The following is a 13,418-nucleotide window of genomic DNA, read 5'->3' as shown; positions in this document are numbered from 1 at the left end:
TGTTTTATCCTCCGCGCCGGCTCTCACAACCGGCGCTGATAGTCATAAGTGAGTGATGCCAAGATAGCGCCATGCTTTTCCGCCGACTAGCGGGTAAAATGCGCAAGGAGCTATGAGCTGAATTCATTAATCTACGCGCGGCCGCGCCCTAACCTTGCTCTTCGGTGCCGATATGTTGAAAGAAAACGTTAACGACCTGATCGCTTTCCTGATGGTGGCCAGAGAACGCAGCTTCACCAAAGCGGCGGCGCAGCTTGGCGTTTCCCAATCGGCGCTCAGCCACGCTATACGCGGGCTGGAAGAGCGCCTGGCGCTGCGCTTGCTCACGCGCACCACCCGCAGTGTCGCCCCTACCGAGGCCGGTGAGCGGCTGCTCAACAGTATCGGTCCGCGCTTTGCGGAGATAGAAAACGCGCTGAACGCGCTGGGTGAAATGCGCGATCGCCCGGCCGGCAACATCCGCATTACCGCCGGCGAACATGCGGTGGATGCGGTGCTGTGGCCGGTGCTGCGCACTTTCCTCATCGATTACCCGGACATCAACGTGGAAATCACCGTCGACAATAGTCTGGCCGACATCGTCGCCGGGCGTTTCGACGCCGGCATCCGGCTGGGGGAACAGGTGGCGAAGGACATGATCGCGGTGCGCATCGGGCCGGACATGCGCATGGTGGCCGTCGCCTCCCCGGCCTATTTCGCCCGTCACGGCCTCCCCGCCACGCCGCAGGCATTGCAAAACCACCGTTGCATCAACATGCGTTTGCCCACCCTCGGCGGGCTGTACGCCTGGGAATTTGCCCGCGATGGCCGTGAGATCAAAGTGCGGGTGGAGGGGCAACTGACCTTCAACAGCCTGCGCCAACGGATCGACGCTGCGCAGCTCGGCCTCGGTATCGCCTTTGTGCCGGAAGATACCGTCGCCGAGCCGTTGGCCGACGGGCGGTTGCAGATGGCGCTGGACGACTGGTGCCCGCCGTTTCCCGGTTATTACCTCTATTATCCAAGCCGCAGGCAACACACCACCGCCTTTGCGCTGCTGATTGAGGCGTTGCGGCGCGGGGCTTAACGCCCGACGTTTTTCTGCAGATGCGCCGGGTAACGATCGCCGATCACGTCGATAGCGGAGAGCGCACTTTCAATCTCGCCCAGTTCGTCCACCGCCAACACCACCGACGCCGCCGCGAGGTTCTCTTGCAGCCGATGACGCTTGGTGGTTCCCGGGATTGGCACGATCCACGGCTGTTGCGCCAACAGCCAGGCCAAGGCGATCTGCGCCGACGTCACGCCCTTGCGCTGCGCTATCTGCCCCAGCACGCTCACCAGTGCCTGATTGGCCCGGCGCGCTTCGGCGCTGAAGCGCGGCACCAGGTTGCGAAAATCGCCGCTGTCAAAGGCGGTGTCTTCGGTGATGGCGCCGGTGAGAAAGCCCTTGCCGAGCGGGCTGAACGGCACCAGACCGATACCCAATTCCGCCAGCGTCGGCAAGATTTCACGCTCCGGCTCGCGCCACCACAGCGAATATTCGCTTTGCAGCGCCGTAACCGGCTGCACCGCATGGGCTCGCCGGATGGTTTGCGCTCCGGCTTCCGACAAGCCGAAGTACTTCACTTTCCCTTCGCGCATCAGTTGCTGCACCGTACCGGCCACCTCCTCGATAGGCACTTCGGGATCGACGCGGTGTTGATACAGCAAATCGATCGTCTCTACCCGCAGGCGCTGCAGCGAACCTTCCACCGCCCGGCGAATATGCTCCGGACGGCTGTTCAACACCTGTTGCCCCGCCGGTTGCGGCAGATCGAAACCGAACTTGGTGGCGATGACGACCCGATCGCGCACCGGCGCCAGCGCTTCGCCCAACAATTCCTCGTTGGTGAACGGGCCGTAAATCTCGGCGGTATCGAAGAACGTCACGCCCTCGTCAACCGCAGCGCGGATCAGATCGATCGCCTGCCGTTTGTCGGTAGCCGGGCCGTAGCCAAAACTCAGCCCCATGCAGCCCAGACCCAACGCCGAGACTTCCAGCCCTTCGCGCCCTAACTTGCGTGTTTGCATCTTCACTCTCCCACTGAATGATACCGGCTCCGCCTGACGCGGCGCCGCTCCGGTGTGGTGACTGTAAAAGGCGGCTGCCGCCATGACTATGGGGCAAAATACGCTTGAGCTTATGAACCAGGCTCATGAATCCGTTAACCGTTGCTGGGACCAGCGTTTTTGCGGGAACGTTCCTGCCCGAGATACTCTATACTGATGTCAGGATGCCTTACCCTTTTCGTTTAGCGTCATGTAGATGGAGCAACAGATGGCTAACTCTGAATCGACCTGCGATTCCCTTTCAATACCAGTGGCAGATTTATTCCATGACCAATAAGAAAAGCGCCGTGCTTACCCCGGCTGCAATGCTATTGCTACAACCCATGTTTGCCAGCCAGGCGCTGGCGGCAGAAAATAATGAAGAAAAAAGCGACACCCTGGTGGTGATGGCGCAACCCACCGGATTGACCGAACTGGGATCGCCGGTGTCCGTCAGCGTGATCGATGGGCAAGACCTGCGCAACGCCGCCCCGCAGATTAACCTGTCGGAAAACCTCGGCAGCGTGCCGGGCCTGCAGCTTCAAAACCGGCAAAACTATGCGCAGGATCTGCAGCTGTCGATACGCGGGTTCGGCAGCCGCTCGATGTTCGGCGTGCGCGGGGTGCGCATGTACGTCGACGGCATTCCCGCCACCATGCCCGACGGCCAGGGGCAAACCTCCAATATCGACATCAATTCCGTCGAACGCATCGAGGTGCTGCGCGGCCCCTATTCCGCACTGTATGGCAACGCCTCGGGCGGGGTGATCAACGTTGACACCCAGACCGGCACCCAGCCGCCGACGCTGGAGGCCGGCGGCTATTTCGGCAGCGACAACACCTGGCGCTACGGGGTGAAAGCGACCGGCGCCACCGGCGACGGCACCCAGGCCGGCGACGTCAACTACGCTATCTCGGGAACCCGCTTCACCACTCAGGGCTATCGCGATCACAGCGCCGCGCGCAAAAACCTCGGCAACGGCAAGCTCGGCGTGCGGCTGGACGACGTCAGCACCCTGACGCTGATGTTCAACAGCGTCTCGATTGACGCCGGCGATCCGGGCGGCCTGACCGAAGCGGAATGGAAGGAAAACCCGCGCCAGGCGCCGCGCGCGGATCAATACAACACCCGCAAGTCGCTCGATCAGACCCAGGCCGGCCTGCGCTATCAGCGCCAGATGAGCGAGCGCGACGAACTGACGCTGACCGCCTACCACGGCGAGCGCCACACCACGCAGTACCAATCCATTCCACGCGGGCCGCAGCTCAACCCTACCCACGCCGGCGGGGTGATCGTGCTGGAAAGAAAATATCAGGGCATTGACACTCGCTGGAAGCATGAGGATACTCTCGCCTCGTTACCGGTAACACTGATCGGCGGTCTGGATTATGAAACCATGACCGAACGCCGGCAGGGGTTTGAAAACTTTATTCTGCGAGACGGCACAGTGGACTACGGCGAGAAAGGCGACCAGCGGCGCAACGAGAAAAACCGCATCTGGAACCTGGATCCTTACCTGCAAACCTCCTGGCAACTGACGCCGCACTGGACGCTGGACGCCGGCCTGCGCTACAGCACGGTCAGCTTCGACTCGACCGACTACTACATCACGCCGCGCAACGGCGACGACAGCGGCAGCAAACGCTACCACCAGTGGCTGCCGATGGGTTCGCTCAACTATAAAATCAATCCGGCGTGGAACGTTTATCTCTCCGCCGGCCGCGGCTTTGAAACTCCGACCATCAACGAACTCTCCTACCGCCCCGACGGCCAGGCCGGCCTGAACATCGGCCTGCAGCCGTCCACCAGCGACACCGTCGAACTGGGCAGCAAACTGCGCCTCGGCAACGGCCTGGTGAGCGCCGCCCTGTTCCAGACCGATACCGACAACGAGCTGGTGGTGGCGGAAAGCAGCGGTGGGCGCACCAGCTACGCCAACGCCGGCAAAACCCGGCGGCGCGGCCTTGAGCTGGCGCTGGATCAAGAGTTTGCGCTGGACTGGCGCCTGCATATGGCCTGGACGCTGCTGGACGCCACCTACCGCAGCGATATGTGCGGCAAAGCCGTTTGTACCCCCGCCGGCAATCGCCTGCCGGGCATCGCCCGCAACATGGGCTACGCCTCGCTGGCCTATGCCCCGCCGGAAGGCTGGCACGCCGGCGCGGAGCTGCGCTACATGAGCGACATTCAGGCCAATGACGCCAACAGCGCGCAGGCTCCCGCTTACACCGTGGCCGGCGTAAACGCCGGTTATCGCTTTACCTGGAACCGCTGGGCGCTGGACGTGTTCAGCCGGGTGGACAATGTTTTCGATCGCCGATACGTCGGTTCGGTGATCGTCAACGAAGGCAACGGCCGCTACTTCGAGCCGGCGCCGGGGCGCAACTGGGGTGGCGGCGCCACCTTGTCTTATCGCTTTGAATAAGGCAAAGCACCTTAAGGTTAAAAAACGGGATGGGTTTTACGTCACCCTAGCGGCTTCTCGCTGAAATAGTAGGGAGAAACCGCGTGTTTTTTCCGATTTGGCTTAATCTCTAAATCGGGGACTTTCATTTTTGGTAAGGGTATTGCTATGCAAAATAAAGCGTCACTATCGCCGCTTATCGTCATAACGGCGCTGTTTGCCGCGCTGAGCGGGCTTTATCTGCTCGGCGGCGGCATCTGGCTGGCCAAGTTGGGCGGTTCGCTGTATTACATCATCGCCGGGTTGGTGCTGCTGGCGACCTCCTGGCTGCTGTTCCGCCGCCGCGCCACCGCGCTGCTGCTGTACGCGGTATTCCTGCTGGGCACCACCATTTGGGCCCTGTGGGAAGTGGGCCCGGACTTCTGGGCGCTGACACCGCGCCTGGACGTCACCTTCTTCTTCGGCCTGTGGCTGGTGCTGCCGTTTATCTACCGCAAGCTGGTGGCCAACGGCAAATTCGCCTACGGCGCGCTGAGCGCGGCGCTGGCGATCACCGTCATCGCGTTGGCCTATGCCGTGTTCAACGATCCGCAAGAGATCAACGGCACGCTCGACGCCGCGCAGGTACAGCCGAAAGACGCCACCGGCGCCGACTGGCCGGCCTATGGCCGCACCCAGGAAGGCACCCGTTACTCGCCGCTGAGCCAGATCAACGACAAAAACGTTGGCCAGCTGCAAGAAGCCTGGCGTTTCCAGACCGGCGATCTGAAGACCGCCAACGATCCGGGTGAGATCACCAACGAAGTCACGCCGATCAAAATCCGCGATACCCTTTACATGTGTACGCCGCACCAGAAGCTGTTTGCGCTGGATGCCGCCACCGGTAAAGAAAAGTGGAAGTTTGATCCGCAGCTGAAATACAACCCAACCTTCCAGCACATCACCTGCCGTGGCGTGTCTTACCACGAAACCGCCGCAGCCGCAGGCGCCACCGGCGATGCCGCACCGGCAATGTGCGCACGCCGCATCATTCTGCCGGTCAACGACGGCCGCCTGTTTGCGCTGGACGCCGAAACCGGCAAACCCTGCCCGGACTTCGCAAACAACGGTGAGCTGAACCTGCAGAGCAATATGCCGTATGCGACGCCGGGCCACTACGAACCGACCTCGCCGCCGGTGATCACCGATAAAGTGATCGTCATCGCCGGCGCCGTGACCGACAACTACTCCAACCGCGAGCCTTCCGGCGTGATCCGCGGCTTCGACGTCAACAGCGGCAAGCTGCTGTGGGCCTTCGATCCGGGCGCGAAGGATCCGAACGCCATCCCGGCGGACGAGCACCACTTCGTGCCGAACTCGCCGAACTCCTGGGCGCCTGCCGCCTATGACGCCAAGCTGGATATCGTTTACCTGCCGATGGGCGTTTCCACTCCGGACATCTGGGGCGGCGATCGCACTCCGGAAATGGAACGCTACGCCAGCGGCCTGCTGGCGCTGAACGCCTCCACCGGCAAACTGGCCTGGTTCTATCAGACGGTCCACCATGACCTGTGGGATATGGACGTGCCGGCGCAGCCGACCCTGGCGGACATTACCGATAAGAGCGGTAAAAAAGTGCCGGTGATCTATGTGCCGACCAAAACCGGCAACATCTTCGTGCTGAACCGCACCAACGGCGAACTGGTGGTGCCGGCGCCGGAGAAACCGGTACCGCAGGGCCCGGCCAAAGGCGATCGCCTGTCGCCGACCCAGCCGTTCTCCGAGTTGACCTTCCGTCCTGAGAAGAAACTGACCGGCGCCGACATGTGGGGCGCGACCATCTATGATCAGCTGGTCTGCCGCGTAATGTTCCACAGCCTGCGTTATGAAGGCACCTTCACCCCGCCTTCCGAGCAGGGCACGCTGGTGTTCCCGGGTAACCTGGGCATGTTCGAATGGGGCGGCCTGGCCGTCGATACCGATCGCGAAATCGCCATCGCCAACCCGATCGCGCTGCCGTTCGTCTCCAAACTGATCCCGCGCGGCCCGGGCAACCCGATTGAGCCGCCGGAAGGCGACAAAGGCGGCAGCGGCACCGAATCCGGCGTACAGCCGCAGTATGGCGTGCCGTTCGGCGTCACCCTGAACCCGTTCCTGTCGCCGTTCGGCCTGCCGTGCAAACAGCCGGCCTGGGGTTACATTTCCGCCGTGGATCTGAAAACCAACGACATCGTGTGGAAAAAACGCATCGGCACCGTGCGCGACAGCTCACCGCTGCCGCTGCCGTTCAAAATGGGCATGCCGATGCTGGGCGGCCCGGTGACCACCGCCGGTAACGTGTTCTTCATCGGCGCCACCGCAGACAACTACCTGCGCGCCTTCAGCGTGACCAACGGTGAAAAACTGTGGGAAGCGCGCTTGCCGGCCGGTGGCCAGGCGACGCCGATGACCTATGAGGTCAACGGCAAGCAGTACGTGCTGATCTACGCCGGCGGCCACGGCTCCTTCGGCACCAAGCTGGGCGACTACGTGGTCGCTTACGCTCTGCCCGATCAGAAGTAACCACCGCCGTTAGTACCCCACAAAGCACGCCGCAAGGCGTGCTTTTTCTTTTCCCGCCCGCCGGCTGTCCCCTCGCAATACCCTTAATTTTTTCACTCGCATTATTGATAATGGTTATCATTCGCAATATTATACCTCTGCGGCCCCGGCAGCGGCTGCGATCCTCTCCAGCTTAATGGGCAATACAACGATCGGCCGCCTTCGGGCGGCCCTATTCGGAGGCGCATGGTCGACCATACTCGGAAGCATCGAAAGAAGATCCTGCAAGCGGCGGTGAAGACGCGGCGTGCCGGTCTGCCGTTCACGGCGGACTCCCCAGCCACCCCGCCCTTTATTGGTTTGCCGCATCAGCCGAAGGCGGTGCTGGTGCATCTGGTCGGCCATGATGACGCACAGGAGGAACATGAATGAATCTGCAGCCCTTTACCGCCATGTTGATGTTCGCCTATGTGCTGCTGATGGTGCCGCTGCTCTACGTCATCGACAGCCGCCTGAGCGCCAGCAAGCTGGTGCGCAAAGCCACGCAAAACGTCATCATCATCGCGTTGACGTTGCTGTTCTTCAGCGCGATGACGCTTTTATACTGAGGCCATCTCGCCGGTGCCCCGCGGCCGGCGTTACCCGGCCTCCCGGCGTTTGGCCCGCGGATATTTCCACAGCCAGCGCCCGCTGACCATGCGCCAGTAGAACAAGGCGCCGCGCACCGCCCAATCGAGGAACATCCCCAACCAGACACCCACCACGCCCATGCCCAGTTCGATACCCAGCGCGTAGCCCGCCACCACGCGGCAGCCCCACATGCCAAGCATCGTCACCCACATGGCGAAGCGGGCGTCGCGCGCGCCTTTCAGCCCGGCGGGCAACACCCAGGAAGCGGCCCAGATCGGCATAAAGGCGGCGTTGAGCCAAATCAGGGTTTTCACCACCGTTTTCACGTCATCCTGCGAGGTATAAAACGCGGCGAACACCCCGGCCAGCGGCGCGGTGCCCCAGGCGATAGCGGTCAACCCGAGGGTAGACAGCCAGAAAATATGGCGCAGCTGCCGTTCCGCCTGACCGATCTCGCCTTTGCCGAGCCGCCGGCCGACGATGATGGTCGAAGCCGAGCCCAGCGCGTTGCCCGGCAAATTGATCAACGAAGCGATGGAGAAGGCGATGAAGTTACCGGCGATCACGTTGGTGCCCATGCCGGCGACAAACATCTGCGTCAACAGCTTGCCGCCGTTAAACAGTACCGACTCGACGCTGGCGGGAATGCCGATCCCCAGCACTTCCCACAGGATGCTCATCTTCAGCGGCGTGAAATAGCTTTTCAGCGTGATGTGCAGCGCCGGATTAAAACCGATCGCCAGCACATAGAGGATGGCGATGGCGCCGATATAGCGGGAAATCGTCAGCCCCAGCCCGGCGCCGACGAACCCCAGCCCGTGCCAGCCCAGCATGCCGTAAATCAGGATGCTGCTGATGATGATATTGAGGATATTCATGCCGCCATTGATAAGCAGCGGGATCTTGGTGTTGCCCGCGCCGCGCAGAGCGCCGCTGCCGATCAGCGCAATCGCCGCCGCCGGGTAGCTCCACACGGTGGTTTGCAGGTAAGAGAGCGCCAGCGCTTTCACCTCCGGCGAGGCCGCGCCGGCGATCACATCAATGATCGGTTCGCCCGCCAGGTGAATGCCCGCCGCCAACAGCAGCGCCACGCCGGTCATCAGCACCAGCGACTGACGCGCCGCCGCCCGCGCCCGCCGGCGATCGCGCTTGCCGAGGCTGAAGGCCACCACCACGGTGGTGCCGAGATCCACCGCGGCAAAAAAGGCGATGATCACCATGTTGAAGCTGTCCGCCAGCCCCACCCCGGCCATCGCCTCTTTGCCAAGCCAACTCACCAGAAAGGTACTCAGCACCCCCATCAACAGAACGCAGGCGTTCTCCAGAAAAATCGGCACCGCCAGCGGCGTGATTTCGCGCCAGAACAGCACGCGGTAGCTTTTCCGTTTGGCGTACCAGGGCGTATTTTCCACGCGCTGACGCAGTGCGGCATACAGGTTCAAGGTGGGCTCGATGGATAAAAGTGAAACATCATTTCAAATGATGAGCGATAAATCGTTATCCTGCAAAGAATTTTTGGGCGCCCGTGGCGAGCGCCCGACAGGCACACCGTAGCGCTACTCCATGTAGTCTTCCTGATCGGCCTGCGCCGCCGCGATAAAGCGCGCGGTGCTGCGGCTGAGCGTGGCGCATTTGTCCGTCAGCAGTTGACTATCCTGTTGCAGAGTCAGGTAACGCGCCTGGGTGAGCGCCGGCAACTGCCGATACCCTGCCGCCTGCGTATCCCAGCCGCGGTGCTGCGCTGCACGCATCGCGGTGCGTTGCAATTTCACGTCGTCCGGCACATCGCTGCGCCCGCAGTCCACGCGCAGGAAATGCCCGCCGGCCAACATCAAAGCGATGTGATCCAATTGCGCCTGCAGCGGCGGCGCCGGTTGATGCGCCGTCTGCTGACAACCCGCAAGCAGCAACAACGCCGCTACGCCGCAAAGAGACGTGCGAAACAGAGTAGACATGGACGCTCCCGGAAACCTGTGGGTGATGCAATGATCTTAGGTGAGCGGATGCCGGGCGGCAAGGCGGGCAGCACGCTTAGCGCCGGCCGCTGCTGACCTTGGTGGCGCGGGCGGGGTTGCCGGCGACGAATTCCAGCGTGGGGGAATAGTAAAACGGCAACCAGGCGTTATAGCCGCTCTCCCATTCCCATTTGACCGGGCAAGGCCACAGCATGTCTTCATGCAGGATGTAATAGATCCACCGCCCGGGCGGGCGGCGCGGTTTGCGCGTTTTCATAGCGGGTTCGACGGCCTGATGGAATGCGATAGGGTCAACTGCTGCATTTTACCGCGATTTAGGTCGCGGGGACAGCCTGCGTTGCCGGCTTCGCCCCCGGCGCCGGCAAGCGCCCTTCATTCACCGCCGCCTGCCGGCGCACCGCTCCCGGCCCCCAGCACCACCACCCTGTCGGCCGAGTCGATGGTCGACTTTCTGTGGGCGACGATCACGCGCGTAATATTCAGCGAAGATATCGCCCGGTTGATCGCCGACTCATTCTCAACGTCCAGATGGCTGGTCGCTTCATCCATAAACAGCACGCTCGGGCGGCGATAGAGGGCGCGCGCGATAAACAAACGTTGCTTTTGCCCGCCGGAGATGCCGTTGCCCAACTCGCCGATCAGGGTTTCGTAGCCCATCGGCATCTGCATGATTTCATCGTGGATATTACTGTGTATCGCGCAGGCCATGATCAGCTCTTTATTGGCATTGACCTCAAACCCGCTGATGTTTTCCGCAATGGACCCGGAGAACAGCCGGTCGTCCTGCAGCACGCAGGCGATCGCGTTACGGTAGTTATTCACCCCGACTTTATGGATATCCATCGCGTCGGCCAAAACCTGGCCGGAAGTGGGGCTGAGCAAACCGCACATCACCTTCAGCAAGGTGGTCTTGCCCGCGCCGGAGGCGCCCACGACGGCCACGCTTTCGCCGGCCGCAATGCGCATGTTCAGGTCTTTGAAGATCGGCCGCGACAGCGCGTCATATTGATACGTAAGATTTTTTACCTCAATGGCAATCCCCGTGCCCGAGGGGAAAACCTGTCGCGGCGCGGACTCCGTCTCCGCATCGGTAAAGACGATGTCGGATATCCTCTCATTGTGCAGCGACAGCATGCGCAAGCCGATCGCCAGATCGATCAGGCTCGAGGCCCGCTGAGAGAATTGACCGCGATAGGCATTGAACGCCATGAACATGCCGAGCGTCATGGAATTGTCGATGACCATCATGGCGCCAAGCCAAAGGATCGCCACCTGATCGAGCGTCGTGATAAAGGTATTGATCCCGCCGAACATCATATTGAATCGGGTGATTTTGATATTGGTATTGGCGGCGTCGACGTTCAGATTGAGCCAATAGCTGGAGCGCGTTTCCTTGATGCCCAGCGCCTTGACGGTCGAGATGCCGTACAGCGTCTCCATGAAATGCGAGTTGGCCTTGGCCGCCTTGACGATCTGCTCCTCCGAGAATTGACGGTAGGTTCTGTAAGTCATCATCCTGATGAGGATGTAGATCAGAGTGAAGCCCGCCACGACCCAGACCAGCCAGCCGCCGTAGACCATCATCATCGCGAACAGCCCGACCGTCATGATGCCGTCGATGATCCCGCTGACGATATTATTGGTAAAGGTGGTTCTGATCGCATCCAGCGAGGAAAAGCGCGATTGAATGTCCCCCAGGTGCCGTTTTTCGAAAAAATCCAGCGGCAGCTTCATCAGGTGTTCAAACAGCGTCGTCTTCCACTGAATATCGGTCAGCGTCCCGAGCACGATGGAGATCCAGGCCCTGGCGATGCTGACCACCGCGCGGAACAAGGTGAAGAAGATCAGCCCCAAACAGATGACCGTCAGCAGGCTGTAGTCATGCGCCTGAATGACATGGTCGGTCACCAGTTGGGTTCCCACCGGCAGCAGCAGGTTGACCGACTCGATGACTATCGATAACGCAAAGATCTTGAGCAGCGTCCCCGGCAGGCCCTCGATGTTTTTCATCAAATCCAACAGGCGCAAACGGGTCTTGAGGGTCTCTTTTTGAAAGGCCCTGTCGGGCCACAGCTCCAACGCGATGCCGGTAAAATGATTCGACATCTCCTGCAGCCCGATCACTCGGCGCCCGAAGGCCGGATCGTGAATGACAAAACCGGCGCGCTGCACCTTAACCAACACCACGAAGTGATTCATATTCCAGTGCAGTATGCAGGGCGTTTTCAGCTGATTGATTTCGTCGATGTCCAGGGACAAGGCGCGCGTCTTCAGCTGGATTTGCGACGCGATTTGAGAGATCGTCCCCAGGGTCGCGCCCTGGGTGGAAATGCCGAATCGCTGCCGCAGGCTCAGCATATCCACATTAAACCCGTAATAGGAGGCGATCATGGCGAGGCACGCCAGGCCGCATTCCGATGACTCCGACTGCAAGATGCTCGGCACCCGCTTGCGCAGTGAGAAGGTTAACTTCTCGTTGATCCGTTCAAAGAGATTATTGTCCTTCATCGACTCGCCCCACGACGCTGTTTTTTATGTCATACAAAGGCGCGACCGCCCACTGATAAAGCGGTTTCTTATCCAGGAAGACGATGACCCTGGCCTGCAGCCCGCTGCTGATTTCGAGATATTTGCCTTTATCGCTGAATTGTGTGTCGCTGATGGACGCCAGCACTTTGTAGTAGGCGTTCCTTTCCCTTTTATTTCCGCTGCTGTATTCTGACATTTCCTGCGGGGAGGCGGGGACCGACGAGATGGATTCTATTTTTCCCGGAAACTGACCGAATTTATCCGACGGGAAGGCTTCATAGCGAATGTTGATGCCATCGCCGATTTTCACGTAGGGCAAACTGTTATTCGGCAGCCATAAAACCAGATAATATTTGATGTTATCAATCGGCTTGATTTGCGCCAGACTGCTGCCGCTCTCGACCACCTGCCCGGCGGTCACGCTCAGCGACTCGATTTTCCCCTTGAGCGGCGCTTTGATAATGACCTGGCCGCCGGCATTGGACTCCGCCAGCTGGCGTTGTAAATCACTGCGTTGCGATTCGCTTTGCGATATCTGATTGTCGTAATCGGCGGCGCGAATCAGCAAATCGCTGCGCAACTGCGACAGCTGAATATTTTGCTGGATCTTTTGGCTGTAGAGCGCCTGATACGAGCTTTGCTGTTGTTGAAAGAGCGAACGCTGATAATTTAACTGATCTTTGGTGATCAGGCCTTTCGTCAAATAGTGTTCGTAATTTTTCAGGCTATCGCGCATTTTATCCATCCCCTCTTTGGCGCTGAGGTTCAGTTTCTCGGTTTCTTTATAGGCGTTTTCATAGCTATTGATCTGTTTGCGCAAATTATCCAGCATGGCGGTTTTATTTTTATTCAGCTTGCTGATTATCGAATCCAGATTGCTAATCTGTTTGCTTATTTCGCTGGCCGCGATATGGCTGACATTGCCGGACGTGGTGCTTCTCGAGACATCAATCACATACAGCGGCTCGTCCTTTTCCACGATGTCACCGGCTTTATGGAATGCCTGGCTCACGTAACCGTATTGGGAGGAAAACACATTGGTGGAATGCGGGATGCTGATCACCTCGCCTTCAACATCGACCCGGCGCGTGTACTCGCAAAAATAGAGTGCGCCCGCCAGGATCAGAATAAAAGTGAAACAGGTGGCGGCAATCACATGGCTCGACGCGCCGGAAATTAACAGCGCCCTGCCGGTCCATCTTTGACGTTGATAATTGACCGCCTCCTGGCGGAAAATATTCCTGCTCTTATTATCACTCATAGGAAGAACCTGCGCTTGCCTGACCGG

The 13,418-nt window shown here is 60.1% G+C and carries 11 protein-coding genes; 5 read left to right on the top strand and 6 right to left on the bottom strand.

Annotation, left to right across the window (positions count from 1 at the left end):
* Positions 1–172 precede the first annotated feature (172 nt).
* The gene (locus tag ACJ8PN_RS08900) at positions 173–1,066 is read left to right on the top strand and encodes a LysR family transcriptional regulator (RefSeq protein WP_346594206.1); all 894 of its coding nucleotides are present in this window, start codon (positions 173–175) and stop codon (positions 1,064–1,066) included.
* Here the strand turns inward: ACJ8PN_RS08900 and ACJ8PN_RS08895 are convergent.
* Entirely contained in the window at positions 1,063–2,052 is a 990-nt protein-coding gene (locus tag ACJ8PN_RS08895; RefSeq protein ID WP_442534828.1) for an aldo/keto reductase, read from the bottom strand. The genes ACJ8PN_RS08900 and ACJ8PN_RS08895 overlap by 4 nt on opposite strands.
* A 305-nt stretch (positions 2,053–2,357) precedes the next feature.
* Between ACJ8PN_RS08895 and pqqU the strand changes: the two genes are divergently transcribed.
* The 4 genes from pqqU (at position 2,358) to ACJ8PN_RS08875 (ending at position 7,603) form a co-directional block, all read left to right on the top strand.
* The gene (gene pqqU, locus ACJ8PN_RS08890; RefSeq protein WP_180994483.1) at positions 2,358–4,496 is read left to right on the top strand and encodes a TonB-dependent receptor PqqU; all 2,139 of its coding nucleotides are present in this window, start codon (positions 2,358–2,360) and stop codon (positions 4,494–4,496) included.
* Between the two features lie 147 nt (positions 4,497–4,643).
* On the top strand, positions 4,644–7,016 hold the full coding sequence (locus ACJ8PN_RS08885; protein WP_351106325.1) for a glucose/quinate/shikimate family membrane-bound PQQ-dependent dehydrogenase: 2,373 nt from the start codon (positions 4,644–4,646) through the stop codon (positions 7,014–7,016).
* A 225-nt stretch (positions 7,017–7,241) separates the two neighbouring features.
* On the top strand, positions 7,242–7,427 hold the full coding sequence (locus ACJ8PN_RS08880; RefSeq protein ID WP_171454318.1) for a hypothetical protein: 186 nt from the start codon (positions 7,242–7,244) through the stop codon (positions 7,425–7,427).
* On the top strand, positions 7,424–7,603 hold the full coding sequence (locus tag ACJ8PN_RS08875; protein ID WP_004935260.1) for a hypothetical protein: 180 nt from the start codon (positions 7,424–7,426) through the stop codon (positions 7,601–7,603). The genes ACJ8PN_RS08880 and ACJ8PN_RS08875 overlap by 4 nt, the downstream gene beginning before the upstream one ends.
* A 30-nt stretch (positions 7,604–7,633) precedes the next feature.
* Here ACJ8PN_RS08875 and ACJ8PN_RS08870 read toward each other — a convergent pair whose 3' ends face one another.
* The 5 genes from ACJ8PN_RS08870 to ACJ8PN_RS08850 form a co-directional block, all read right to left on the bottom strand.
* Positions 7,634–9,067, bottom strand: a complete 1,434-nt coding sequence (locus tag ACJ8PN_RS08870; RefSeq protein ID WP_004935263.1) for an EmmdR/YeeO family multidrug/toxin efflux MATE transporter — start codon at positions 9,065–9,067, stop codon at positions 7,634–7,636.
* Between the two features lie 114 nt (positions 9,068–9,181).
* A complete protein-coding gene (gene gspS, locus ACJ8PN_RS08865) occupies positions 9,182–9,580 on the bottom strand; it encodes a type II secretion system pilot lipoprotein GspS (protein WP_049188282.1) in 399 nt (132 codons plus the stop codon).
* A 76-nt stretch (positions 9,581–9,656) separates the two neighbouring features.
* Positions 9,657–9,857: a hypothetical protein gene (locus ACJ8PN_RS08860; RefSeq protein ID WP_015378375.1), complete on the bottom strand. Its 201-nt coding sequence runs from the start codon at positions 9,855–9,857 to the stop codon at positions 9,657–9,659.
* Between the two features lie 116 nt (positions 9,858–9,973).
* Positions 9,974–12,109 (bottom strand): peptidase domain-containing ABC transporter, encoded by a 2,136-nt coding sequence (locus ACJ8PN_RS08855; protein WP_021505808.1) that lies wholly within the window; start codon positions 12,107–12,109, stop codon positions 9,974–9,976.
* On the bottom strand, positions 12,096–13,391 hold the full coding sequence (locus ACJ8PN_RS08850) for an HlyD family secretion protein (protein ID WP_075686604.1): 1,296 nt from the start codon (positions 13,389–13,391) through the stop codon (positions 12,096–12,098). Before ACJ8PN_RS08850 ends, ACJ8PN_RS08855 begins: the two co-directional genes overlap by 14 nt.
* Positions 13,392–13,418 lie beyond the last annotated feature (27 nt).

Origin of the sequence: Serratia sp. CY76391, assembly GCF_052166695.1 — a bacterium.
Lineage (GTDB): Bacteria > Pseudomonadota > Gammaproteobacteria > Enterobacterales > Enterobacteriaceae > Serratia > Serratia nematodiphila.
The sequence above is the reverse complement of the archived record's forward strand: the minus strand, read 5'-3'. Positions and strand labels throughout refer to the sequence as shown.